The organism is Glaciihabitans sp. dw_435, from assembly GCF_018449675.1.
GTDB lineage: Bacteria > Actinomycetota > Actinomycetes > Actinomycetales > Microbacteriaceae > Glaciihabitans.
Genome location: NZ_JAAVUZ010000002.1, coordinates 398,656 through 423,574 on the forward strand (window position 1 = coordinate 398,656; position 24,919 = coordinate 423,574).

A 24,919-nucleotide genomic window follows, 5' to 3' on the forward strand; every position below is an offset into this window, starting at 1 on the left:
AATTGATCGGGGTGTGGCGCAGCTTGGTAGCGCGCCTCGTTCGGGACGAGGAGGTCGTGGGTTCGAATCCCGCCACCCCGACACACCTAAAGGAGCCGCACATTGTGCGGCTCCTTTTGTGTTTCCCGGCGCCTCTCGCCGCCCGCCCTGTGCGCGAGTGCTCATCCCCGGCCCCGAGCCGTCGTCGCCCGCCCCGCGCAGGGGTGCCCGTCGCCGCCTGCGTCCAGGACTTCCCCACCACCCCCGGCATCACGACGGGCGAGTTAGGCGCTTGCGGGCGAGCGCGCAGGCCCGCTTTGGCCTAACTCACCCGTCATTTCTCGGGCGCTTGGGTCTTACGTCCGAACTCGCCCGGTTTCTCGTGACGAGGCCCGAAATTGCGCCCGGACATACGTGATTTGGCCGCCGCATGCGCCGAACTCGTCCGTGGTGGGACTGCTCCCGGCGAACGCGCTGCCGAACTCGCCCGCGTTGGACCGCGTCCTATGCACCTGCCGCCGAACTCGCCCGTCTTTCACATCAATGTCGCGCCTGCCGCCGAACTCGCCCTGGTGACGGCCACGCGGGCGGGCACAGACAGGCGCACCGCGGGGTGGCGATCGTGCTTCCGGGAGTCGAATTCGGTCGATTTTGGCGAGCGCGGGCCGAAAATCGTGACGGCCGTTAGGAGGACTAAATAGGGTACAAAATTCTGCGAAAAACGCGATCGAGTGTCTTATTTGACCCTAAAGGGGGCCAAATTCCGCCAAATTACCCCGTTTTCCGATCGGGCTCGTGGCTAGGTTGGAAAACGTCCGACGGCACCGACGATGAGGCTCACGCGAAGGCGTGACATCACCGCCCGCGCGGGTCGCGACGCGACTTGACCCATGAGTACAAGCTTCGGAGCTCCCGCGATTATGACCCAGAACATCGGCATGCGCCGGCGCCAATTTGGTGCCGACCGGACGACCACAGCCCTCCCCTCCGTGCACCCTCGACCGAGCGATGGAAAACTCGTGCGTGGTCGCCTCGCGATCATCCTGACCATCGTTTTCTGGGTGCTCTATGTCGTCGACACGATCATTCGCCAGTTCTTCAACCCTCAGGGCGTGAACTACACGTTCGCGGTGCAGGCCTTCTCGTACCTCGCGATCGTGACGGTGCTGATCTTCTCCGCCCTCATGTACCTGATCGCCCGGCAGGGTGCCTTCACCCGGTTCCGCGACCACCACCGCGTTCCGCGTGCGGCCCTCGATCACCACTTCGGTGCCGGCCACGGCGACCTGACCGTGCTCGTGCCGTCCTACGCCGAGGAGCCGTCCGTCGTCCGCGCAACGCTGTGGTCCGCCGCGCTGCAGGAGTACCCGTCCATGCGCGTCGTGCTGCTGCTGGACAACCCGCCGCACCCGACCGACCCCACCGAAATCAGCAAGCTCGCCGAGAGCCGCGGCATCGCCGACGAGATCGCCACCGCGATGGCCGTCCCCGAACGACGCTTCCGCGAGGCGATGGAACTCTTCGAACGCGAGATCAACGCCGGCAGCGGCGAGGTGTCCGGCGACGCCGTGCGCCGCCTCGCCGCGCACTACCGCTGGGCGGCCCGCTGGCTGAGCAGCCAGGCGTACAGCGACGGCGCTCTCGACCACGTCGCAACGTTCTTCGCCACCGAGGTCGTCGGCGGCCTTGCCGACGAGTTCACCCTCTTCGCCACCGCCCTCGACGCCTCCGCCTGGGACGAGCTCGCCCCCACCCCCAAGCGCATGCTCGAACTGCACCGCCGCCTGGTCTGGGTCTTCACCGCCGAGATGGACACGTTCGAGCGCAAGGCATTCACCTCGCTCTCCCACGAGGCGAACAAGGCGATGAACCTCAACGCCTACATCGGTTTGATGGGCCGCAGCTTCCGCCGGGAAGACGACCGCACCAGCAGCGTGCTGTGGGAAGTGGATGACCCGAGCCAGGCAAACTTCTCGGTGCCGGATTCCGAGTACCTGCTCACCCTCGACGCCGACTCACTCCTGCTCAAGGACTACTGCCTTCGCCTGATCTACTTCCTCGAGCAGTCCGAGAACTCCCGCGTTGCCGTCACCCAGACGCCGTACTCCTCGTTCCGCGGGGCGCCCACCCGCATCGAGCGTCTCGCCGGTGCGACCACCGACGTGCAGCACATCCTCCACCAGGGCATGTCGCACTTCGGTGCTGCCTTCTGGGTCGGGGCCAACGCGGTCATCCGCAAGCGCGCCCTCGAAGACATCGTCGAGATCGAGACCGTCGGTGGATTCGAAGTCCGCCGCTACGTACAGGACCGCACCGTCATCGAAGACACCGAGTCGAGCATCGACCTCGGCGTCTACGTACAGGACCGCACCGTCATCGAAGACACCGAGTCGAGCATCGACCTCGGCGCCCACGGCTGGAGCCTGATCAACTATCCGGAACGCCTCAGCTACAGCGCGACGCCGCCGGACTTCGGATCCCTCGTGGTGCAGCGCCGGCGCTGGGCCAACGGTGGCCTGCTGATCCTGCCGAAGCTCATTCGCCAGATCAAGGCCCGCCGCAACACCCCGCACCCCGTGACCCTCATGGAGCTCAGCCTCCGGCTGAACTACGTGGCGTCGATCGCGTGGGCAAGCTTCGGCCTCGTACTGCTGCTGGCCTACCCGTACAACAGCCGCCTGCTCAGCCCGATCGTGCTGCTGGCCTCCCTGCCCTACTTCATCGCAATGGGCAGCGACCTCCGCTACAACGGCTACCAGTTCCGCGACATCTTCCGGATCTACGGCTTCAACCTCATCCTGCTTCCGGTCAACCTTGCCGGCGTCGTCAAGTCGCTGCAGCAGGCGATCACCGGCAAGCGCATCCCGTTCGCCCGCACGCCCAAGGTCGCCAACCGCACGGCGTCCCCGATCCTCTTCGTGGTGGTGCCCCTGGTCATCGTCGCGTTCTCCGGTCTTACCCTGTGGCGCAACATCGACGCGCAGAACTGGGGCAACGCGTTCTTCGCCGGCTTCAACGCCACCCTGGCGATCATCTCGATCGTCTCCAACATCGGCATCGTCAACACCCTCGTGGACATCTGGCTCGGCCTCACCGACTGGCTCTGGGTCGACCGCCGTCGCGACAGCCCGCCCGTGCAGGCCACCCAATCCGTCGCAACGCCGCACCTCGACTGGCAGACGGTTCTCTATTACGGCAACGCGAGCTTCACCCCCGAGGGTGCGCAGGCTGTGCTCGAAGTGCCGAAGCGCACCGCCTTCGCCACCGTCACGCGGCACACCCTCGACTCACCATCCGTGCGCATTACCCCGCCGAGCCCCGATCACCCGAGTTGGACACCATCAGCCTCACACCACGAATCCCAGGACGCGACGCACACGGAGGTCAGCGCGTGAGCGAGCTCGCCATCCCCGTGCACCACCCCGATAAACCGCCCGCGCGCGGCCGCAGGCTCTCCCCGCTGCGCGTCGCCCTCGCCCTGTTCATCGTGGTCATCCTGACCGCCGGCGCATACACGGGATACCAGGTGTGGAACTCCAATCGGGCGGTCGCCTCCTACGACCCGTGGTTCGCCGGCTACGTCGACGTCACCAGCACCCCCTCGTACGCGTTCGAGAACCCGTCGATCGCCAGCCAGAAGAACGTCGTGCTCTCCTTCGTCGTCGCGGCAACGGATGACGACTGCGCTCCGTCGTGGGGAACCTTCTACTCGCTCGACAGCGCCGCTGACGGCCTCGACCTCGACCGCCGCATCGCCCGTCTCACCACGCTCGGCGGCGCCGCGACCATCTCATTCGGTGGCGCCATCAACAACGAGCTCGCCACCGTCTGCACCGACCCCGACGAGCTCGTCGCCGCCTACGCCTCCGTCGTCGACCGGTACAAATCCTCGACGATCGACCTCGACATCGAGGGTGACGACCTCACCAACACCGCCGCCGGCGATCGCCGCGCCCTCGCGATCAAGACCCTGCAGGACAAGCGCACCTCCGACGGCGCGAAGCTCAAAGTGTGGCTGACGCTGCCCGTGTCCCCCACCGGCCTGACCGCCGACGGAACCACCGCCGTTGCGCAGATGCTCGCCGCGGGCGTCGACCTCGCGGGCGTGAATGCCATGACGATGGACTTCGGTGGCAGCAAGGCCGCGAGCGACTCGATGTCCGTGGCATCCATCGCCGCATTGAACGCTACCCACGACCAGCTGGCAACGCTCTACACGACCGCGAAGCAGCCGCTGACCAGCGCCGAACTGTGGTCGCGCATCGGGGCGACGCCGATGATTGGACAGAACGACGTTCCCGGTGAGATTTTTGACCTGAAGGATGCCACGGCGCTGAACACTTTCGCGCAGCAGAAGCAGCTCGGCCGCATGTCCATGTGGTCGATGAACCGCGACCTCGCGTGCGGGCCGAACTTCGTGGCCGTCGGCACGGTCTCGAATTCGTGCAGCGGCGTCGCGCAGGGCGGAACGTTCTTCTCCGACGCGCTCAGCACCCGCTTCTCGACGACGACGCCGACCCCGGTGATGCCGCTGGCGACCACGATTCCGACCAAGGGTGCCGCGCCCGCCGAGTCGCAGATTGTGGATAACCCGATCACCAGCCCCTACGTGGTGTGGGCACCAACCACGGTCTTCCAGAAGGACACGAAGGTCGTCTGGCACGGCAACGTATTCCAGGCCAAGTGGTGGACCCGAGGCGAGCTGCCGGATGACCCCGCCGCCCTCGGCACCACGACGCCGTGGGTGCTCATCGGGCCGGTGCTGCCGACCGACAAACCGCGGGTGCAGATCATTCTTCCGGTCGGCACCTACCCCGAGTGGGACCCGACCAAAATCTACGGCGAGAACGATCGGATCATGCTGGGGAAGGTTCCCTACGAGAACCAGTGGTGGAGCCAGGGCGACAACCCCGAGGCATCCCTCGTCTCACCTGACTCCGGCCCGTGGCGTCTGCTCACCTCGGACGAGGTGACGGCGGTCAAGGACGGCAGCTACGCGCGGCCGACGGCGACCCCGACGCCGACGCCCGCTCCCGCTTCCGCGGGGTAGCGCGGACCGAGGCATCCGCCCCACCCCATCTTCTCCGCGCCGTTTGGCCAGATAAGGATTTCTGGTCCGAATGCGCCTTCTGGAGGACCCCGGGTCCTTTCGTGGCAAAACTTCCGCAGCTAGAGAAAAGACCACCGCGGTCAGCCGGGCTCGGCCCATCGGGGCGACTGCCGTCATCTGGTCGTGCCGTTTGGCTAGATACGGAATTCTGGTACGAATGCCCCTTCCGGAGGACCCCGGGTCCTTTCGTGGCAAAACTTCCGCAGCTAGAGAAAATGGGGCGGCTCGGTCTGGGCGTCAGTCGGCTCGCGGCTCGGTGCTGGGCCTAACTCGGGCTCGCGGCGCTGCCGGGCATCAGTTGGCCCGCGGCGCCGCCGGACGCTACTCGGGCTCGCCGCGCACCAGCTCGCCGTTCTTCATGATGGCGACGAGCGACGTCTGCGGGGTGGCCAGGAGCGAGAGGTCTTCGAGCGGGTTGCCGTCCACCAGCAGCAGGTCGGCGAGCGCGCCGGTGGCCACCACCCCGAGGCGACCTGGATACGGATTGCGTTCCCGGCTGAGGGCCAGCAGCTTCGCGTTCTCCGAGGTGGCCATCCGCAGCGTTTCGGCCGGAGTGAACCACCGCGTCATCTTCGCGAGCTGCGCACCCTGCCGCGTTGCCAGGTGCGGGTCGAAGAGGGTGTCGGTACCCCAGGCCAGGTTCACGCCGTACTTTATTGCCAGCTCATAGGCCCGGTCGGTGCCCCGCATGATGAGCGCACCATTCGCCCGCGCGGACTCGCCCGATGTCCTGATTGCGTCCTCGTCGTTGAGGAATGGCTGCGGGCTCCACCAGACATCCGCTTGCCTCATCATTTCGACGGTCTCATCGTCGAGCAGATGCCCGTGCTCGATACAGCGCACCCCAGCGCGCAGAGCCCGCTGCACCGCGCGCGGCGTGTACGCGTGCACCATCACGTAGGTGCCCCAGTCGGCGGCGGCGTCGACCCCGGCCTGCAGTTCGGCGAGCGTATATTGCGTCGAGTCGATGGGGTCGTAAGCGGATGACACGCCCCCGCCGGCCATCATCTTGATCTGACTCGCTCCCAGCATCAACTGCTCGCGCACCGCACGCAGCACCTCATCGACGCCATCGGCGATGATGGCCGCCCGCACGACCTCGGTATGCGTGAGGTGTCCGGCGATGCCGCGGGGCACCTCGGTCGGCAGGCGGAAATCCCCGTGGCCGGACGTTTGCGAGATGAACGCGCCCGCCGGGAAGATGCGTGGGCCCTGCACGGTTCCCTCGTCGATCGCGAGCTTGAGGCCAAACACCGGCCCGCCGGCATCCCGAACCGTCGTAAACCCACGCTGCAGCATGTCCGCGGCGGCAACGGCGGCGTGGATGCTGATGTAGCCGACGTCGGCGGAGACCAGGGCCGAGACCGGCACGGTGGCGAAGGCCACGTGCGCGTGCGCGTCGATGAGGCCGGGCATGAGCACGCGGCCGTGTCCGCGGATGATGCGGGCGAGCCCCCAGCCGTCGGGCGGGCGTTCGTCGGTGATCGCGGTGATGAGGTTAGCGGTGACGACGACGTTGGTCGGCGGGCTGAGGGTGTCCGCGACGCCGTCGAACACCCGTACCTGCTCGAAGACGGTTTGGTCGGCGCCTGCCAGGGGTGCATGGTTCTGGGTCCCGCCGGTCAGCTCTGCGCCCGCCTGCTCTGCGCCCGTCTGCTCTGACATAGATGCCTCCGCTTCACTCGCGTCCCGCGCTCACCCCTCCCGGGCCGGCGCTCCGGTCCCTGCGATTCTGCTCCGGTCTTGGGGCGCGCAACAGGGTCGATCCGGGGGGGCGTCGCCCCGTGACATCCCCGTCTGGCGATGACCTCGGAGCCGAGACATCCGGCCGCCGCCCGCTTTTTTGCTCAGGGAGGAAATTCGGTCAGTTCGGCCCGAATAGAACCGTTCAGCTACCGAATCTCCTCCGCAACTAAAATTCGGCGGGCAAAACCCGTTCGATCGACGCTCTTTCGCCGTCTGATCTGCGCGAAGTGCGCGTTAACGCAGTTTTTCACTCGCTTTCGGCGCCTCCCCGCTCGGGTCGACGCCCCGGTCCCTGCGATTCTGCTCCGGTCGCGGGGCGGGCAGCAGGGTGCATCCGTGGGGTGCTCGCAGCAGAATGGGGATCATGGATGCCACGGACAACCTCACCCCGGCCACCGACGTGCCACCTCCCGCCCGCCGGGCCGACGGCAGCGCGGGCGACGCTGACTACGGCGCCATCGGGTCGAACTACGCCGCGTACCGCCAGCCCGACCCGCACTTCGAGGCGGCAATTCTCGCCGCCCTCGGAGCCGCCGACCGCATCCTCAACGTCGGCGCCGGCGCGGGTTCGTACGAGCCGCGGGGACGCAACGTCACCGCGGTCGAGCCCAGCGCCTCGATGCGGGCGCAGCGTCCGTCCGATCTCGCGGTCGCGATCGACGCCACCGCCGAGCACCTCCCCTTCGAGGACGACACCTTCGACGCCGCGATGGCCACCTTCACCGTGCACCAGTGGCCCGACCTCGCCGCCGGCCTGCGCGAGCTGCGCCGGGTGACCGCCGGGCCCGTCGTCATCCTCACCTGCGACCCCGCCGAACTCGACCGATTCTGGCTCGTCGACTACGCGCCCGAGGTCATCGAGACCGAGTCGCGCCGCTACCCGGCACCGGCGGAAATCGCGCGGCTGCTGGGTGGGACAGTGGATGTCTCGGTGCTACCCATCCCGCTGGACTGCACCGACGGCTTCGGCGAGGCGTACTACGGCCGCCCCGAATCGCTCCTGGATCCCGGCGCGCGGCTCGCCAACTCGGCATGGAGTTTCGTCAGCCCGGCAGTGGAGCCGAGGTTCGACGCGGCACTGCGGCGAGACCTCGAATCGGGCGCGTGGGACGCGAAATACGGCGGCCTGCGCACCCAGCCCGAGTTCGAGGGGTCGCTGCGGCTGATCGTGGGGCGTCCGTAGGGGCGCGAGCGTCCGGCGTCCGGCGTCCGGCGTCCGGCGTCCGGCGTCCGTCGGGCTCGAGCCATTGCGCTCGAGTTCGTAGGGCTCGAGCCGTTGCGCAGATAAGGACTTTGCGGGAAATTTCGTCTTCGTGAGGAACCTCGGCCCCCTCCGGGGCACAATTTCCTAATCTGGCGAAGACGTTAGCTCAGCTTGCCCGTCCGGCGCGGCGGCGAGCGAGCTTCGGCACCTGGTCAAGGGAAATCGCGCCCGCAAAGATAGCGGCGATGCCGAGAATTGCCACCACGAGCGAAGTCCCCGCCGACATGTCGCCGTCGCTCGTGACATCCGCTATCCCATTCGCAATGTTGAGCACAGCGAAACCCGGGATCACAATCGAAATGACCGCAGCAATCGCGTAGGCGACGCGCGCCTTCGTGCGCACCAGAGCGATCGCGATGGCCGCGACTATTGCCGCGACGACGGTGACGATCAGTCCGACAACGGACAGCACGCCGGTGTCGACCGAGACGGCCAGGGTCGGGCCGCGTCCGGGAATTGCGAATTGCAGGATGTCCCCGACCGCTGGGGCGATCACGACGGTGAAGACCACTTGCAGGGCCAGGCCCAGAAGCGCCCATCCCAGGGCGACTCGGGTCACCAGGCGGATCGTGGCGTTATCGGGTACTTCTGCGCGGGCGGAGGTCATGTGCTCATAGTGCCGCATCGCGGGTCCGGCGAGGGATTCGGCTGCGCGCGCCCATGGCCCTGACAGCCACCACTGTTCCGGCCACCGCGGCCAGCAGTGCGCCGTACGTTCCCACGCTCGCCGACCAATCGGTTGACCGCTCCACGACCACTTTGTCGTCGCCGACCATCCATACGCAGTCGATGCCGAGCGGCAGATACCCCGCGCGGATGTAGTACGTCTCGGGGGTGGCACCGGGCGGAGGCGGCGCACCCGTCCCGCAGTCGGCGACGCCGCTACTCACATTCCAGGTGACTGCAAACATCCCCAGGAGAAAAAGGACGAAGCCGACGGCGGCGACGATAAAACCAAGGGCGATACGACTCGTGAGTTGGTCGTGCTTGGACAGACGTGGGCCTCTGGCGCTACCACCGGACTGAGCCGGATCAAACAGAGACATTGTGCTTCCCTTCCCGGATGCGTTCCCGGGCGCCGCTCGCGGTGAAGCTCACGATGCCCCCGGCGACGGCAACAGCCAGGCCACCGTACGACACGATGGTCGCCGTCCAGTCGGCGGCGGGCAGACGAACGTCAGCGCCCTCGATGGTCCAGTCGCACTCAATACCGAGGGGCCAATAGCCCGGCGTTCCGCCGGTCTCCTCGGTCGTTGCCCGCATCGGAACCGGCAGCTCCTGCTGGCACTTCGCGAAGGAACTGCCCGAGGCCGCGTACACCACGACGAGCCCTTGAATCACGAGAACGAGGCCGACCGCAACAGCGGCAAGTCCCACGATCATCCGCACCGTCAGTCGGCCGTATCGCTGCGATTGCGCCTCGGTCGACAACTCCACCACCGGAGACACGTAGTCGTCGCGGTGAATGCGGCGAGCCCACTTGGTTGCCGTGTAAATGAGTCCGGCTCCGACCAGCAGAGGCCCCAACGCGATCAGTCCACGCGCGTGAGCTTCACCTTGGCAACTGCCCTCAACTTCGGCAATGACGTCATTGCTGCCGCTGTCCTCAAAGGTCAGGCCGACCAAAATTTGCCCGGTTAGCCCGCAGCCATGTGAATCGGCGCTTTCGCCGGCGTCGTAGGGGATGTTGATTGGAGAAAGGAGGGTTCCCAGGCCAAAGAGGCACAGAGCCACCCCAAGGAAAAACACCACGTGAATCCAGAAGGCATTTAGTCGGCTCATCGTGGTGCGGTCCGTTCCCTGAGACGACGGGAAGGGAATCCCGTTTCACGAACGTAACGTAGACAGGAGGGTCTGCCGTTCAGACGGACCCGAAGCGCCGCGACACCGGTGACCCCAGTTGTGGGGAGCTCTCACCTTTTCTCGGGCTGACGCACGCAGGCGCGCGGCGACCAGATTCGGCGAGCGAGCGGGGCCGGTGAGAGGGAGCGAGAGGAGCCGGTGAGAGGGAGCGAGAGGAGCCGGTGCGAGTACGGGTGCTAGCCCTTGCCCGGCTTGTCGTTTCCCTTGCCCGGGCCGTTGCCGTTGCCGGGCTTGTCACTGCCGTTACCAGCGCCCGGCCCAGTGTCGTTGCCGTTACCAGCGCCGGGCCCGGTGTTGTCGCCGTTGCCCGGGCCAGGCACCGTCGGGGTGGGGACGGGCGCCGCCGTGACCGGAGTCACCGTCGGCGACGGGGTCGTCGTCGCCGTGGGCGTTGCGGCGGCCACGAGGGCGGCCACATCCGCGGTGACCGCGTCTATCGCCGTCTGGATGCGATCCCCGCGCGCCGACGTCACGGTGCCCGCGGCGATCGCGGCATCGAGCTGCGCCTGCAGCGCCGCCAGCCGGGATGTCGCCGTCGTGTAGTCACCGGCGGCCGCTACATCCGCTATCCCGACGACGGAGGTCTGCATCGCCGCTGCATCCGTCGGCGACAGCTCTGGCGAGGTCGGCGCGCACGCGCTCAGGAGGGCGAGGCTCAGCGCGGCCACGGCGGCGGCCCGAGCAACGCGAGATGCGCCGGGGCGCGGCTCGGGCGCGCCAGCCGGTGTGAGACCAGAATCAGCGCGGCGCGGTCCGGGCGCGGCGGCGACGGTCGCGCTGCGGAAGGGGCGGCGGGATGTCACGGGGTCACCTCATCCATCAGCTGCTGCAGATCCGTGCCGAGCTGTCCGCTCACGGTCGGCATCGCAGGAGGCGGCGTCGTCTCGTCCGCCGGGCGCAGCACGTACGTCAGCACTCCTGCCACCACCAGAACGAGGATCACCACGGCCACGATCACCGAGCGACGCAGCTTGCGCGGGGTGCGGGCGCTATCGGGGCTGGCGCCATCGAGCACCGCGGTCGCGTCATCGTCGCCGGCCACGGGCATCACACGGGTGCCTCCGCCGCGCGGGCTCAGCACGTCCGTGGCAGCGGTCGGCAGCACGCGGGTGCGGGCGGGTTCCATGCGCGAGGTCGCGTCCGGCGCCATGGCGGTGGGCGTGGGGTTCATCTGCAGGGTCGCAGCCGGGCCGGACGCGGGCAGCAACTCCGTGGCATCCGCTTGCCCACCAGCATTTTCGTTCTCGGGATGCACCCGCAGCCCCAGGTCGATGTCGCGATCGGTGCCGAAGTCGGTGCCGACCGAGGCCGTCTGCAGGGTGCGCGCGGCGACGGCGACTTCGACGGCGGTCGGACGGTCTGCGGGATGCCTCGCGGTCATGGCCCTCAGAAGCTGCACCCATCCGTGGCCGAGCGAGACGGGAATCTCGGGGTCGCGGTTCAGGCGGGCGCCGAGCGACTCGATCATGGTGCCGGGGAATTCACGCATCAGGGTCTGCGCCTCCAGCAGCACCAGCCCGAGGGAGTAGATGTCGGTGGCGGGTCCCGGCGGCAAGCCCATCGCCTGCTCGGGGCTGAGGTAGGCGGCGGTGCCCACCACGGTTCCGGTGGAGGTGAGGCGGGTCGAATCGATGAGGTACGCAATGCCGAAGTCGGCAAGCTTCGCCGTGAACTCGCGGGAGGGAAAGTCCGAGCGGCTGAGCAGCACGTTCGACGGCTTGATGTCGCGGTGCACGATTCCGCGCGAGTGGACGAGGTGCAGCGCCTCGGCGAGGTCGGCCGCCATGGTGGCGACATCGACCGTGGCGATGGGGCCCTCGCCAATGCGGTGGCCGAGGTCGGGGCCGTTGATGAGTTCCATCACGAGGATGGTGCGGCCGGGATGTCCCGCGACTCCGTCGCCGTTGTCGATACTCGCGTCGAAGAGTGTCACCAGCGCGGGGTGATTGAGTGACGCCAGGAGTTCTACTTCGGCGCGCTCGCGGGCGACTGCCGAGGCATCCGCATCATTGCCGTCAATGATCTTGACCGCGACGGTGCGACCGAGAACTTCGTCGCGGGCGGAGTAGACGGTGGCGAGGCCGCCGCGTCCGATGAGCTTGAGGATGCGGTAGCGGGCGGCGACGAGAGTTCCGACGAGGTCGGGGGTGTTCGCGCTGTCGGTAACCACCGCTCAATGGTACGCGGCGGCTGGGGCGGCGGCTGGGCCGGCGGCGGTGCGGCGGTCCTTCGCGACTTCGGCGGTCGCGAGATGCTGCTTGGGGTCCTCGCCAGCGACCTACTTCGCGAAAACGGGCGAGTTCGCTGAAAACGGGCCAGCGTGCTTGACCGTTTTCAGCGCTTTCGCCCGTTTTCGGGTTGGGAGCGACGAAGACGGGCGAGTTCGGCGGGTGTAGCTCGCACGGCGGGCGGCGCTTTCGTTAAAGCGGTCCAATCCGGCGGATGCGGGCGTGCGCGCTCACCCGGAAGTGCCTAACTAGCCCAGATTCACGCGGACGGGTCATCGGTAAATGGACGCGACGGCTAGGTCGTGGAGTCCGCGGGCGCCAGAGAGCCGAACGTGGTGTCGGTGAGAGCGGCGAGATCGTCGCTTCCCTCACCCATCACCCAGCTGTCGAAGGCAACCATCAGGCACCCGAGGGCCGCCATCGCTCGCGTGCGCAGTACCAATATGGGCGCGGCATCCGCCCCCGCACGCTCTGCCAGCAGATCGGCGATTGCGGGTCGCCAGCTTCCCTGCTTCTCGTGAAGTCGCGACCATAGCGCGGGTGTCTTCCAGACCAGGCTGATGAGAGCGAGACCGGCGCCGGGATCCCGGGTCAGGAGTTCCACGACGGGGTCGACGGCCCGCCGGAGCGACACCCACTCGTCTTCGTCGGTCGGCCGCGACGCGAGGACGCCGGAAATAGCGTCACCGAGCGGGTCGAAGACGTAGAGGACGACGTCTTCCTTACTGCCGAAGTGCCGGAGGAACGTGCTGCGGGAAACACCCGCCGCTGCCGCCAGATCATCGAACGTGACGCTCTCGAAGCCGTCCTCAAAGAAGCGGGGAAGCGCAATCCGCGCCAGCTCGTCCCGCACTGCCGCGCGTCCGATGGCACGAGTGCTGAGAGCTTCCATGACTTCAGGATACGGAAAGTCGAACCGACTTGCGTAATTGAACACAGGTACCTATGGTGATACTCAGTTTCAGTTACGCATCTCGGCTTCATCGATGGCCGACGGCACTGCCCGCACCACTTCCTCAACCCGCACGAAAGAGCACCCCCATGACCTATGACCTGCCCGCCCTCCACATCACAGTCTCCAATGGAGTCGCCACCGTCACCATCGACAACCCGCCGCTGAACTTCTCGGACGGAGTGCTGCTGCCATCGCTGCGACGCTTCGTCGCACAGGTTCGGGATGACGCGGACGTGCGTGTCATCGTGTTCGACAGCGCCGACCCCGACTTCTTCATCGCCCACGGAGATATGCGGTTCATCACGGAACCCGACGTGATGGCCGCGGCCGGCGCCGCAACGATGGCGGCAAACCCCGACGCCGAATTTCCGTCGACGCTGAACCTCATGCAGGTGGTGCACGAGGAGGTTCGCTCGCTCCCCCAGGTCACCATCGGAAAGCTCACCGGGCTGGCGCGCGGCGGCGGAAACGAGTTCCTCATGGCACTCGACATGCGATTCGCCGCCATCGGCACCGCCGGCCAGGCGCAGCCGGAAGTACTCATGGGCATCATGCCCGGCGGCGGCGGAACCCAGTACATGTCGTCACTCGTCGGTCGCGCCCGGGCGCTCGAACTGATTCTTGGCGCTCAGCTCGCCGACGCGGAACTTGCCGAACGGTACGGCCTGGTGAACCGAGCACTGCCCGCCGACGAGATCGACGCGTTCGTCGCCGCGCTCGCCCGCCGCATTGGTTCCCTGAGCCCGGACATCATCGCCTCCGTCAAGGGCGCCGTAACAGCCGGCGCGACACCCGTTACCCGCGAGGGCCTGGCCACGGAAAACGCCCTGCTGACACCGCTGTTCGGACCCGACGCCGCGACCCTCGCTCACGCGCTGCTCGCTGCCGGGATGCAGACGCGCGACAACGAGCGCGATCTGGAAGGGTTCCTCAGCAGGGACTAACGGCGTTAGTCGCCTCCACCGCCGCCGCCGTCTCCGCTACCACCGCCGTCGCTTCCACCGCCGTCGAAGCCGCCATCTCCGCCGGAGTGACCGTGGCCCCCGCCGTCGAAGAAGCCGCCGTGGTGGCCGGGGCCAGAGAGTCCGCTGGACGAGTCCCCGCCGTAAACGCTGCTGCTGCCGGAGTCCGAGCGGTCGGAGCGGCGGGTCCCCGCGCCGAAACTATGCAGGGCGGGGTCGCCGGCGGTCCGTGCGCTGCGATCACGCAGGGCACGGACAATCGCCACCACGAGAACGACGAGAAGGGCGACAACTATCAGCGTGGAAACAATGGTGAGAATCAGCACAGCTGTCATGGGAGGTGCCTTCCGTCGGCGGATGGTGCTGTGCCCCACGCTAGCGCGACCGTCCCCGCGCCGGCACCGCGCTGCGTCGTGCGCGGTCAGCCCGCGGGGTTCTCCGTGGGAGTTCCGTCGGGATCGGTGCCGGTCTCAGGATCCACGTCTTGCGGGGCGGTCGGCTTGGCGATGGGTTCGTCGTTCTTGGGGTCACTCATGGTGGTTCCTCCTGGCATCGGCTCGAGATCACCCCCAGCGGGTGTCAATGCTGCCATTCAACTCGAAATACCAGATCGCGGATTCGGGCTTGACGGTGCGTGGGTGCAGCGACAAGAGTGCCGCCCCGGTACAAGCAGGCGGCCGCGCGAGGAACGGGCGGTGGGCGGTGAGCGGTGAGCGGATGACCCTGCCCCGGGGCATCCACTCGTCCACTCCAATACCTGCATCGGGGTCACGCGGCCCGGCACCTTACGTCACGTGTCGCCCACTGGCAACAGCTATCTGAAATCGGATTCCTCGCGGAGCCTGTAAGCACACCCATCCACTTTTTCGAGGGGACGCTATGCGCGCCATGGAGTACCGCGGACCGTACAAGGTTCGTGTCCAGGAGAAGGACATCCCGACCATCGAGCATCCGAACGATGCCATCATCCGGGTCACGCTTGCCGCCATCTGCGGGTCCGACCTGCACCTGTACCACGGCATGATGCCGGACACCCGGGTGGGCCAGACGTTCGGCCACGAGTTCATCGGCATCGTCGAGGAGGTGGGCCCGTCGGTCGAGAACCTGAAGAAGGGCGACCGCGTCATGGTGCCCTTCAACGTGTTCTGCGGCTCGTGCTACTTCTGCGTGCGCGGCCTGTACTCGCTGTGCCACAACGTCAACCCGAATGCCACGGCGGTCGGCGGAATCTACGGCTACTCGCACACCTGTGGTGGTTACGACGGCGGCCAGTCCGAGTTCGTGCGGGTGCCGTTCGCCGATGTCGGGCCGAGCATCATCCCCGAGTGGCTGTCCGACGAAGACGCCCTCCTGATGACCGACGCGCTCGCGACCGGCTACTTCGGTGCGCAGCTTGGCGAGATCGTGCAGGGCGACACCGTGGTCGTGTTCGGCGCCGGACCGGTCGGCCTGTACGCGGCGAAGTCGGCCTGGCTCATGGGCGCCGGCCGGGTCATCGTGATCGACCACCTCGAGTACCGGCTTGAGAAGGCCCGCACCTTCGCGCACGCCGAAACCTTCAACTTCAACGAGTACGACGACATCGTGGTGGCCATGAAGAAGACCACCGACTACCTCGGAGCGGACGTCGTCATCGACGCCGTTGGAGCCGAAGCCGACGGCAACCTGCTGCAGCACATCACCTCGGCCAAACTCAAGTTGCAAGGTGGATCCCCCATCGCGCTCAACTGGGCGATCGACTCGGTGCGCAAGGGTGGCACCGTTGCGGTCGTGGGTGCATACGGCCCGATGTTCAGTGCCCTGAAGTTCGGCGACGCCATGAACAAGGGCTTGACATTGCGGATGAACCAGACCCCCGTGAAGCGTCAGTGGCCGAGGTTGCTCGAGCACATCCAGAACGGGTATCTCAAGCCCAGCGAGCTCATCACCCACCGCATCCCGCTCGAACACATCGCGGAGGGCTATCACATCTTCTCGTCCAAACTCGACAACTGCATCAAGCCGCTCATCATTCCGAGCGCCAGCTAGAAGGGGTCAGCCATGACGAACACGCCTTACCTCCCGTCCCTTCCCGACGACGACGCGCTGCGCTCCCGCGCCGACGAGCTGCGCGCCCGCATCCCCGGCTGGGGTGCGGATCTCGATCCCGCCGACCGGCCCTCCGGCCGCCAGGTGAGCTTCGAGCCGACCGGCGCGCACTGGGACTTTCCGCCCCGCCAGCCCGAGATGGAGTTCCGCGAGAAGTCCGTCGAGCACTCGATGCTGACCCCCGTGTTTGGCACCTCAGCGCCGCTGCGCGGGCTCGCCGGGGCGCTGCGCCGCTACTCGTACAAGCACTTCAGCGAGGGTCGCGCCGCGCACTGGCTGATCCTGCTCGGCGCCGACCGGGTCGACGCCATCGAGAACCAAGTGCACTCGTTCGTCACCGCGCGCCCGGATAATCCCATCACGCAGACCGGTGTTCTGAGCGAGTTGAAGCCCGGCATCTTCGCTTCGCGCTTCGGCAAGGACCGCGCCGATACCCGTCACACGTGGATCGACCCGATCATCGTGGCGGGGCCGTGGGTGGTCGCGGGATGGGCCGCGTACCGGGTCATCCGCCGCATCATTCGCTGACGCGAGAAGCGCGGCTAGTGGTTGGCGACTGCCGCCGCCACGAGCACGACGGTGACGACCGCGAGAATCGTGAGTCCAACGTAAGCGGCGATCTTGCCGATAACGGCCCGGCGGCGGCGGCGCTCGCCTGACCGAAGGCGCTGACGCTTAGTTTTTCTCATGCGAAAACGTTAGGGCAGTGTCAGCCGTTCCGTGGACAGTTTTGTACCCCGAATTGTAAATTCGTGATGAACAGTTACGTTTAGCCGACCGACGCGGGCAGGATGTGCGCGAGCAGCGCCTGAACCCGCACCTTGATGTCATCGCGGATGGGCCGCACCTCGTCGAGCGACTTGTCCGCCGGGTCGGTGAGTTCCCAGTCCTCGTAGCGCTTACCCGGGAAGATCGGGCACACGTCGCCGCATCCCATGGTGATCACCACGTCGGACGCGCGCACCGCCTCGGTCGTCATCAGCTGCGGCACGCCCTGCGAGATGTCGATGCCCTCTTCGGCCATGGCCGCAATGGCGATCGGATTGATCTCGTTACCCGGCTCGGACCCACCCGAGCGCACCTCGACGGCACCGCCCGACAGCTCCCGCATGAAGCCGGCCGCCATCTGCGAGCGCCCCGCGTTATGGATACACACGAACAGAACCACGGGCTTGTCAGTCATAACCGCACTGTACGACATGTGCGTTAACGCGAGTACGCACAAGAGGGAGGTCTGCCGAGCGCGAATTGTCGATCGCTGGCAGTTGCCCCCGCTTGGGGGGCGACGTTTTCACAAGCCTCCGGGTAGCCTCTCCGTATGCGGTTCAGTTCGGGTACTGACCGTGCGCGGGGGGTGTCTAAGCGCTTTGCCCCTCGCTCGGCCCGGCCTAAGGCGGGGGCCATAGGCCGGGCCATTCTCATCCGCAGTATTGGGGCTACTGAGGTGTTACTGCTCCTGTAAATTCCGCTAGGTGCTGGAGCCCGCGCCCGGTAGCGTCACGCGTATGACCGATCCTCGAGTGATGCGCACCAACGACCACGTCTTTCGCAGCGTGCTCGATCTGCTCCTCACCACGGACATTATGCCCATCACCTACGCGGCCATCGCGACGCAGTGCGAGGTCTCCCGGCGTACCCTGTACACGCACTGGGCGACGTTGCCCGAGTTCTGGAACGACATGTTCATGCACTTCTACCTCCCCATGAGCGGTGCGGTGACCCTCCCCACGGTCGAAGGTCGCATGGAGCAGGGGCTCCTGCACATTCGCGACTGGCTCTCCACGCCCGTTGGACGGGCCGCACTGCTCGCACCCGATGAAACGGGCGCCACCCGTCGCGGGATCATCGAGATGTGGCGGGCCGAGCTCAGCACCACAGTCGTGAGAGTTGACGACCACACCTTCAGCCGCCTGGTTGGTCCGCTCTGCTTTGACGCGCTATTCCTCGGCGAGCGCACACTGGATGCGGCGGTTCGCGACCTCGCCAGGCTCACGTTAATCTCGGACATCCTTACGCGCGCAAGCGACCTTGACGTGGATGAACCCGAGCCGCAGTAACATGCGGGGCGCCCCATCCCCGTTGCGCGGGCACCCCGAGGTAACGACTCGCCCAACGAGAACGTCCGGCGCCGCCTTTACAGGCAGCACCGGACTCTGTTCTCACGCGAGACAGCTAGTTCGGGTAGCCATCTCGCGAAACGCATCGGTGCGCGCAGGGGGGGTTGCGTACCGATCCAAAAAATCTATCAGCCCGTGTCCTCCATATGGAGGACACGGCGCACCCAAAAACGGGGGCGCGGGTCATCCGCTCACCGACCAAACGCCGTGGCGGCCGGGCAATCGAAAGGGTCCCCGCCGGCGGAGAGCCCGACGCGGTTGAGGTAGCGGATCACGATGCCGTACGACTGTGCGAGCGACGTCTCGGTGTAGACGATGTCGTTGGTGCGGCAGTACTCCTTGGCGATGACCTGGGCCTTGCGCAAGTGCGGGCGGGGCATGTTCGGAAAGAGGTGGTGCTCGACCTGGTAGTTGAGTCCGCCCATGTACAGGTCGGTCAGCCAGGTGCTGCGGATGTTGCGCGAGGTCAGCACCTGGCGGCGCAGGAAGTCGACCTTCGCATCCCGCGGCAGCAACGGCATGCCCTTGTGATTAGGCGCGAACGATGCACCCATGTAGACGCCGAACACCGCGAGCTGCACACCGAGGAACGCGGCGGCCATGCCGAGCGGCAGGAACCAGAAGATGATCGCCACGTAGATCACGATGCGCGCCGTGAGCATGCTGATTTCGAGCCAGCGCTTGTCGACCTTGCCGCGGCCGAACACGGTACGGAACCCGTGGATGTGCAGATTCAGCCCTTCGAACATGAGCACAGGGAAGAACGCATATCCCTGGCGCTTGGTGAACCACGCGTACAGGCCGCGCGAGCGGGCGGCATCCTCGGTCGTGAACGAGATCAGGTCACGCGCGATGTCGGGATCCTTGCCGAGCACGTTCGGGTTGGCGTGGTGACGCGAGTGCTTCGTCATCCACCACGAATAGCTGATGCCGACGAACAAGTTCGCGATGGTGCGGCCGACAACGTCGTTCGCCTTGCCCGACTCGAAAACCTGACGATGGGATGCCTCGTGCGCGAGAAACGCAAACTGCGTGAGGATTACCCCGAGCCCGCCGGCGATGAGCAACTGCAACCACGAGTCGCCCAGCAGGATGAACCCCGCCACCAGCCCTAGCAAGCCGGCGACGACCACGCCGAACATCCCGAAGTAGTAGCCGGTGCGACGTCGAAGCAAACCGGCATCGCGCACGGTGTGCAGCAGCGCCGAATACTCGGACGTCGGGTGCGTGCGGCCCTCGCGCGGCTTCGTTCGAAGGATCCGCACGGGGGCAGAGGAGGAGGGGCTGGTCACGATGAGCCTCGCTTGCGTCATGGCCACACGGCCGGGTGTGTGCGAGAACTCCAGCACCTGACGACGTTGGCTCGCTATCTGCTCCGAACGAATTCCGTTCGGGATCTCAGCGACCACGGTCCAGGGCAACTTCTAGTGACGCTACCCGCGGGATGGGCGCGGCGCACTAGGCGGGTTCCCAGTAATGATGCGGCGGCCAGAACTCGGTGTCGGGGCCGATTGCGCAGATCAGTTGCGGTGTGATCGTGCCCAACGGAAGACTCTGGGTACCTCCGTACGCGAAATCGGCGGCAGTTCAGATGCGCTCGTGGCAGGGCAATCCGCTCGCCATTGTTTCACGCACGGAGGAGATCCGGTGATGTTGGGGCACATGAGAGGTCGAAATGATCAAATCTCCGCCTCTGCTGGAGCGAGCTCGGGCGGTGGAAGCCGTCCGGGGAGACAAGCGGGCTGAAGAGAAGGGCTCGGGCGGGCATCGGGGCGACGTTTGCTGCGCTGGTGGGGCTGTGGGCGAGGAATCGCTCGGCGTGGTTGGCTGGGGCGTGATCTTCAGCCAAGTATTTGCGTCGTGTGCGGTGGGCTACTCCGATTGCGACGACACCGCCTCCAGCAACGTACAGATGTCGACGGTTGGAATCGTGGTGCTGGTGGTCGCCATCGTGCTGGTGACTGCCTTCGCGCTGATCCGAAATCGGCGGCGACGCCAGTAGTCGCAGGGTCGCCATCGGTTGCACGACGTTCGAAGATATGTTCGAATGGGCTGCATGCGATGGAACCAGCAGGAACTGACCACGCCGACGGTGCAGGCCCTTCCGGGGCTGGCGCGGCTGAACAATCTTGTCCGCACGGTGCGAACGCCGGACTTCGCCGGGGTCACGTTTCACGAGATTCTCGCGAAGACCGCCCTGAACCACGTGCCGGGAGCGAGCCAGGCGATGCCGCACGCATGGACGATCAACCCGTATCGCGGTTGCCAGCATGCGTGCACGTACTGCTTCGCCCGCAACACCCACACCTACCTGGACCTCGACGCCGGCAAGGATTTTGATTCCGAGATCATCGTCAAGGTGAACGTGGCAGAGGTCGTGGCCAAGGAGCTTCGTACAAAGGGCGATCAGGTTCCGGCGGTCAGCCTGGGGACGAACACGGATCCCTACCAGCGGGCTGAGGGCCGTTACAAGCTGATGCCCGGGATCATCGACGCGCTCGTGAAGGCGCGGAAGCCCCTGTCAATCCTGACCAAGGGCACATTGCTTCGGCGGGATCTCGATCTGCTGGCCAGCGCGAGTAGAGAAGTGCCCGTAGACATCGCCATGTCCATCGCCATCTACGACGACGCGCTGCAGCAGTCCGTCGAGCCGGGCACCCCGAGCACCACGGCGAGACTCGCCACAGTCAAGGCCGTGCGCGATCACAACATGGACTGCACGGTCTTCCTCATGCCCGTGCTGCCGTACATCACCGACACCAAGGAACACCTCGACCACGCGCTCGCGCTGGTCAAGGAGTCCGGCGCGAGCTCGGTGATCTACACAGCACTCCATCTGCGCCCCGGCGCCAAGGAGTGGTACATGCTGTGGCTGCAGCAGGAACGCCCGGAGCTCGTCGCCAAGTACGAGGAGATGTACGCCAAGAGTGCCTACGGCCCGGTGGGCTACCGCAAGTGGCTCGCCGCTCGCATCGAGCCGCTCATCCGCGCACACGGACTCCACAAGGGAATCGAAAACCCCGCGACCGGCGGCGTGCGAAACAGCGCCGTCGCGAGCGTCGCGTCACCGCAGCCAATGCTGTTCTAGAGGCCAAGCGCTGAAGCCGATTCCGCGGAGTCACGCGGGTGCCGGGTAAGGCGGTTACGCGGCGCCGGTCGAGCCGAGGGCTCACTTCACTGAGTCTGCCGCGGTAGGGCTTTCATCCCCCGGAGGATGATGTCGATGCCATCCATGAACTGCTGACGATCGTCGTGGGCACCAAGCTCGGATGCAATCTCGAGCACAACCGCATCGTCGTCGACGGCGGACCACGCCTCGCCCAAGTCTTTCAGAAAGGCGTCACGGTCCTTACCGTCTGCGACCCGCGCCGGGCCGGCCGCGTACTGAGCCGCGGCGCCAAGGATGAAGTTCGCAAGAGTCGACCCCGCGCTCATGGCGGCCGGTCCCCCGAGGCCGAGCCGACGAAGCTGCAGTCCAATCGTCTTCCAGATCAGCACAACCGCCGGCTGGAAGGGCTTCCGCGTCAACTGCGCGCCAACCCACGGATGGGCTCCGATCGAATCAAATATCCCCAGACCAACGAGACGCAGGGCTTCATCCGCGTCCAGGTCACTTGGGATGTCAGCCAGAGCACCGCGCAACACTTCATCCGCGGCTGCAGCGCGCAGTTCGTCCATGTTCGCCACGTGGTGGTAAATGGCACCCGATCCGGTCGAGAGCTGCGTCATCACAGATCGCAGCGTCAGCTCGCCAGCACCAGAGTTCTCTGCGTCGAGGATTCCGATCGCCGCTTCCACGATGCGGATCTTCGACAGGGCTTCCGAGCGTCGCGGGGTTGCGGGTTTCATGCACCCATCTTGACATAGTTGGAGCAACGCTCCAAACTAATGGAGCACTGCTCCAACTTACTCAGAACGGACCCCATGAACTCCCCCATCGTCACCATCGTCGGCGCCGGCCTCGGCGGCCTCACGCTCGCTCGCGTCCTCCACCTCCACGGCATCCAAGCAACGGTCTATGAAGCGGATGCCTCGGACCACGCCCGCCCGCAGGGTGGCCAGATCGACCTCCATGAGCACAACGGTCAACTGGCTCTGAAGATCGCCGGACTCAGCGAGGAGTTCCGGTCCATCGTGCATCTCGGCGGAGCAGCAGCCCGGGTGGTCGATCGTCACGGAGTTGTGCTCGCCGAGCTGCCCGACGACGGGTCGATGGAAAATCCCGAGGCGCTTCGCGGGGACATCCGCCGCATCCTGCTTGAATCGCTGCCGGCGGCAACCGTGCACTGGGGCAAAAAGCTGAAGACTGTCACGCCGCTCGGCGACGGACAGCACGAGCTGACATTCGCGGATGGCTCGACCGTCACCGCGCAGATCCTGGTGGGAGCGGACGGCGTGTGGTCGAAGGTGCGCCCGCTGCTGTCGGCAGCCACGCCCGCTTACTCCGGCATGAGCTACATCGACACGTACCTGCACGACGTCGACGTGCGTCACCCCGCGGTCGCGCGTCTCGTCGGCGACGGCGCGATGTATGCGCTCGAGTCCGGCAAGGGTTTTCTCGCGCATCGCGAGCCGGGCGATCGCATCCACAACTACCTGGTCGTCAACAGGCAGCCCGCGTGGTTTGAATCGCTCGACTTCACGGACCGCACCGCGACGGCGGTTCGTCTCGCGGCCGAGTTCGAGGGGTGGGATGACACGCTGCGGGCGCTGATAGCGGACAGCGACAGTGATCCGATCCTGCGCATGATCCATGAACTCCCCGACAACCACCGCTGGCACCGGTCGCCGGGGCTGACGCTACTCGGGGACGCTGCCCACGCAACGGTGCCGGGCGGTGACGGTGCGAACAACGCCATGCTCGACGGCGCCAGGCTTGCACAGGCGATCGTCGCGCAGCCCGACGACGTCGAAGCCGCGCTCGAGGAGTACGAGCAGGAGATGTTCGAACGCTCCGCGGCCGAAGCAGAAGCCGCGCACGAGAGCGCCGAGCTGATCTTCGGCGCACACGCACCTCACGCGCTGGCAAACCTCTTCAACGGAGTAACCCCAGAGCCCGCCTGACCGAATCAATGGAGCGGGCGACTACACGCGGAGGAACGTTAGGCGCCGAACCGACCGGTCAGTCGCTGGTGAAAGCCGGTGCTGCGCGCGTCGAGACCGGTGAACGTGACCGCTGCGCCGTGGTGGGCGTATTTGGTCTCGATCGAGTCGAGGGCTGCGACGGTCGAGGCATCCCAAATCTGCGCCTGACTGAGATCAATGGTCACGAGCGCGGGGTCGTCGGCATACGCAAACCTGTCGACGAGATCGTTGCTGCTGCCGAAGAAGAGCGGCCCGCTCACCAGGTAGGCGACGTGATCTCCGGCGGCATCGAGGGCACGCTCGACCGAGATGACGTGCGCCACGCGCCGGGCGAAGAGCACCATGGCGAGAATCACACCGACGATGACGCCAAGCGCGAGGTTGTTTGTTGCGACCACGACGACAACCGTGACGACCATCACCAGGGTCTCCGGAATCGGCATTCTCCTCAGCGTCGACGGCGTGAGGCTGTGCCAGTCGACGGTGGTGATGGCGACGATCATCATCACGGCGGCGAGGGCGACCATCGGGATTTGCCCCATGATCGAGCTCAGGGCGGTAACCAGGAAGAGCAGGAACACGCCCGCAACGACCGTGGAGATGCGGGTACGGGCGCCGCCGGTCTTAACGTTCAGCACGGTCTGTCCGATCATCGCGCAGCCGGCGATGCCGCCGTAGAAGCCGGCCAGGATGTTGGAGACCCCGAGTGCCCACGACTCACGGCCCTTGTGCGAGGAGCTATCCGTCATCTCGTCGACGAGCTTCGCGGTCAACAACGTCTCCATCAGGCCGACAAACGCGACGCTCAGCGCGGTGGGGAGAATGATCCGCAGTGTCTCGAGGTTCAGCGGCACCAGGAACGGGGTGATGCCGGGCAGCTGCCCGGTCAGCGGTCCCTCGTCGGCGACGTTCGGCACTGTGAGGTTCGCGATGATGACGATCGCGGTCACCACGACGATCGCGACCAGCGGGGACGGCACCGCCTTGGTAAATCGGGGCAACACGAAGATGATCGCGAGGGTCACCGCGAACAGCACGTAGGCCAGCCCCGGCACGTTCACGACGTGGGGAACCTGGGCCACGAAGATGAGGATGCCCAGGGCGTTGACGAATCCGATCATGACCGAGCGCGGGATGAACCGCATCAGCCGGGCAAGTCCGGCGAAGCCGAAGACGATCTGGATGAGCCCGGCAACGATCACCGTCGGCAACACGTATTCCACGCCACGGTCGTGAACGAGTGGGGCAATGACGAGGGCAACGGAGCCGGCCGCGGCGGTGATGACGCCGGGACGTCCGCCGAGGATCGACATCGTGAGGGCGAGCACGATCGAGGCGACGAGGGACACCATCGGGTCAACACCGGCGACGATCGAGAAGGAGATAACCTCCGGCACCAGCGCGAGCGTGGTGACCATGCCGGCGAGCACCTCACGGGAGAGCTGGCGCGGCGAGCGAAGGGCTGACAGCACGGTGATCGGGTTGCGAATCAGCGGCGGGCGTGCGGTATCGGACATGGATG

At 66.3% G+C, this 24,919-nt stretch carries 23 protein-coding genes and 1 tRNA gene; 11 read left to right on the top strand and 13 right to left on the bottom strand.

The genetic code is table 11. The features are described 5' to 3' along the window. The first annotated feature begins 7 nt into the window (after positions 1 to 7). The 3 genes from HB677_RS04670 to HB677_RS04680 all read left to right on the top strand — a co-directional run bounded on the left by HB677_RS04670 (position 8) and on the right by HB677_RS04680 (position 5,029). A tRNA-Pro gene (locus HB677_RS04670) sits at positions 8 to 81 on the top strand. Between the two features lie 788 nt (positions 82 to 869). Beyond that, positions 870 to 3,374 carry a glycosyltransferase family 2 protein gene (locus HB677_RS04675; RefSeq protein ID WP_255546176.1) on the top strand — a complete coding sequence of 835 codons (2,505 nt, stop codon included), beginning with the start codon at positions 870 to 872 and terminating at the stop codon, positions 3,372 to 3,374. Further along, complete coding sequence (locus tag HB677_RS04680) at positions 3,371 to 5,029, top strand: chitinase (protein WP_213814497.1); 1,659 nt, start codon at positions 3,371 to 3,373, stop codon at positions 5,027 to 5,029. The genes HB677_RS04675 and HB677_RS04680 overlap by 4 nt, the downstream gene beginning before the upstream one ends. A 381-nt stretch (positions 5,030 to 5,410) precedes the next feature. Here the strand turns inward: HB677_RS04680 and HB677_RS04685 are convergent, their stop codons facing one another. Then, on the bottom strand, positions 5,411 to 6,754 hold the full coding sequence (locus tag HB677_RS04685; protein WP_213814498.1) for an amidohydrolase family protein: 1,344 nt from the start codon (positions 6,752 to 6,754) through the stop codon (positions 5,411 to 5,413). 445 nt (positions 6,755 to 7,199) lie between these two features. On the opposite strand from HB677_RS04685, the gene HB677_RS04690 reads away from it, so the two are divergent. Next, a complete protein-coding gene (locus tag HB677_RS04690) occupies positions 7,200 to 8,018 on the top strand; it encodes a class I SAM-dependent methyltransferase (RefSeq protein ID WP_213814499.1) in 819 nt (272 codons plus the stop codon). A gap of 187 nt (positions 8,019 to 8,205) precedes the next feature. Here the strand turns inward: HB677_RS04690 and HB677_RS04695 are convergent, their stop codons facing one another. The 6 genes from HB677_RS04695 to HB677_RS04720 form a co-directional block, all read right to left on the bottom strand. Further along, complete coding sequence (locus HB677_RS04695) at positions 8,206 to 8,706, bottom strand: hypothetical protein (RefSeq protein WP_213814500.1); 501 nt, start codon at positions 8,704 to 8,706, stop codon at positions 8,206 to 8,208. A 4-nt stretch (positions 8,707 to 8,710) separates the two neighbouring features. Continuing rightward, positions 8,711 to 9,145 (bottom strand): hypothetical protein, encoded by a 435-nt coding sequence (locus tag HB677_RS04700; RefSeq protein WP_213814501.1) that lies wholly within the window; start codon positions 9,143 to 9,145, stop codon positions 8,711 to 8,713. After that, positions 9,132 to 9,881 carry a hypothetical protein gene (locus HB677_RS04705; protein ID WP_213814502.1) on the bottom strand — a complete coding sequence of 250 codons (750 nt, stop codon included), beginning with the start codon at positions 9,879 to 9,881 and terminating at the stop codon, positions 9,132 to 9,134. The genes HB677_RS04700 and HB677_RS04705 overlap by 14 nt, the downstream gene beginning before the upstream one ends. A gap of 257 nt (positions 9,882 to 10,138) precedes the next feature. After that, on the bottom strand, positions 10,139 to 10,765 hold the full coding sequence (locus HB677_RS04710; protein WP_213814503.1) for a hypothetical protein: 627 nt from the start codon (positions 10,763 to 10,765) through the stop codon (positions 10,139 to 10,141). After that, entirely contained in the window at positions 10,762 to 12,132 is a 1,371-nt protein-coding gene (locus tag HB677_RS04715; protein ID WP_213814504.1) for a serine/threonine-protein kinase, read from the bottom strand. The genes HB677_RS04710 and HB677_RS04715 overlap by 4 nt, the downstream gene beginning before the upstream one ends. A 353-nt stretch (positions 12,133 to 12,485) precedes the next feature. Then, complete coding sequence (locus HB677_RS04720; RefSeq protein ID WP_213814505.1) at positions 12,486 to 13,082, bottom strand: TetR/AcrR family transcriptional regulator; 597 nt, start codon at positions 13,080 to 13,082, stop codon at positions 12,486 to 12,488. 149 nt (positions 13,083 to 13,231) lie between these two features. On the opposite strand from HB677_RS04720, the gene HB677_RS04725 reads away from it, so the two are divergent. Beyond that, positions 13,232 to 14,089, top strand: a complete 858-nt coding sequence (locus HB677_RS04725) for an enoyl-CoA hydratase/isomerase family protein (protein ID WP_213814506.1) — start codon at positions 13,232 to 13,234, stop codon at positions 14,087 to 14,089. A 5-nt stretch (positions 14,090 to 14,094) separates the two neighbouring features. Here the strand turns inward: HB677_RS04725 and HB677_RS04730 are convergent, their stop codons facing one another. Further along, positions 14,095 to 14,442 carry a hypothetical protein gene (locus HB677_RS04730; protein ID WP_213814507.1) on the bottom strand — a complete coding sequence of 116 codons (348 nt, stop codon included), beginning with the start codon at positions 14,440 to 14,442 and terminating at the stop codon, positions 14,095 to 14,097. 544 nt (positions 14,443 to 14,986) lie between these two features. Between HB677_RS04730 and HB677_RS04735 the strand changes: the two genes are divergently transcribed. Together HB677_RS04735 and HB677_RS04740 are read left to right on the top strand one after the other, a co-directional pair. After that, positions 14,987 to 16,135 carry a zinc-dependent alcohol dehydrogenase gene (locus HB677_RS04735; RefSeq protein WP_213814508.1) on the top strand — a complete coding sequence of 383 codons (1,149 nt, stop codon included), beginning with the start codon at positions 14,987 to 14,989 and terminating at the stop codon, positions 16,133 to 16,135. A 12-nt stretch (positions 16,136 to 16,147) separates the two neighbouring features. Continuing rightward, positions 16,148 to 16,723 carry a hypothetical protein gene (locus HB677_RS04740; RefSeq protein ID WP_213814509.1) on the top strand — a complete coding sequence of 192 codons (576 nt, stop codon included), beginning with the start codon at positions 16,148 to 16,150 and terminating at the stop codon, positions 16,721 to 16,723. 14 nt (positions 16,724 to 16,737) lie between these two features. Here the strand turns inward: HB677_RS04740 and HB677_RS04745 are convergent, their stop codons facing one another. Both HB677_RS04745 and HB677_RS04750 read right to left on the bottom strand, forming a co-directional pair. After that, a complete protein-coding gene (locus tag HB677_RS04745) occupies positions 16,738 to 16,884 on the bottom strand; it encodes a hypothetical protein (protein ID WP_213814510.1) in 147 nt (48 codons plus the stop codon). 80 nt (positions 16,885 to 16,964) lie between these two features. After that, positions 16,965 to 17,378 carry an arsenate reductase ArsC gene (locus HB677_RS04750; protein WP_213814511.1) on the bottom strand — a complete coding sequence of 138 codons (414 nt, stop codon included), beginning with the start codon at positions 17,376 to 17,378 and terminating at the stop codon, positions 16,965 to 16,967. A 322-nt stretch (positions 17,379 to 17,700) separates the two neighbouring features. Here HB677_RS04750 and HB677_RS04755 point away from each other — a divergent pair, with 322 nt between their 5' ends. Continuing rightward, on the top strand, positions 17,701 to 18,252 hold the full coding sequence (locus tag HB677_RS04755) for a hypothetical protein (protein ID WP_213814512.1): 552 nt from the start codon (positions 17,701 to 17,703) through the stop codon (positions 18,250 to 18,252). Between the two features lie 251 nt (positions 18,253 to 18,503). On the opposite strand, the gene HB677_RS04760 is transcribed toward HB677_RS04755, so the two are convergent. After that, positions 18,504 to 19,625 carry an acyl-CoA desaturase gene (locus tag HB677_RS04760; protein ID WP_213814513.1) on the bottom strand — a complete coding sequence of 374 codons (1,122 nt, stop codon included), beginning with the start codon at positions 19,623 to 19,625 and terminating at the stop codon, positions 18,504 to 18,506. Between the two features lie 362 nt (positions 19,626 to 19,987). Here HB677_RS04760 and HB677_RS04765 point away from each other — a divergent pair, with 362 nt between their 5' ends. Together HB677_RS04765 and HB677_RS04770 are read left to right on the top strand one after the other, a co-directional pair. Beyond that, a complete protein-coding gene (locus HB677_RS04765; RefSeq protein ID WP_213814514.1) occupies positions 19,988 to 20,314 on the top strand; it encodes a hypothetical protein in 327 nt (108 codons plus the stop codon). A gap of 54 nt (positions 20,315 to 20,368) precedes the next feature. Further along, positions 20,369 to 21,400 carry an Rv2578c family radical SAM protein gene (locus HB677_RS04770; RefSeq protein WP_213814515.1) on the top strand — a complete coding sequence of 344 codons (1,032 nt, stop codon included), beginning with the start codon at positions 20,369 to 20,371 and terminating at the stop codon, positions 21,398 to 21,400. A gap of 86 nt (positions 21,401 to 21,486) precedes the next feature. On the opposite strand, the gene HB677_RS04775 is transcribed toward HB677_RS04770, so the two are convergent. Further along, positions 21,487 to 22,161 (bottom strand): TetR/AcrR family transcriptional regulator, encoded by a 675-nt coding sequence (locus HB677_RS04775; protein ID WP_213814516.1) that lies wholly within the window; start codon positions 22,159 to 22,161, stop codon positions 21,487 to 21,489. A gap of 75 nt (positions 22,162 to 22,236) precedes the next feature. On the opposite strand from HB677_RS04775, the gene HB677_RS04780 reads away from it, so the two are divergent. Further along, on the top strand, positions 22,237 to 23,376 hold the full coding sequence (locus tag HB677_RS04780; protein WP_213814517.1) for an NAD(P)/FAD-dependent oxidoreductase: 1,140 nt from the start codon (positions 22,237 to 22,239) through the stop codon (positions 23,374 to 23,376). Between the two features lie 38 nt (positions 23,377 to 23,414). On the opposite strand, the gene HB677_RS04785 is transcribed toward HB677_RS04780, so the two are convergent. After that, positions 23,415 to 24,914, bottom strand: coding sequence for a SulP family inorganic anion transporter (locus HB677_RS04785; RefSeq protein ID WP_213814518.1), 1,500 nt, complete (start codon positions 24,912 to 24,914; stop codon positions 23,415 to 23,417). Positions 24,915 to 24,919 lie beyond the last annotated feature (5 nt).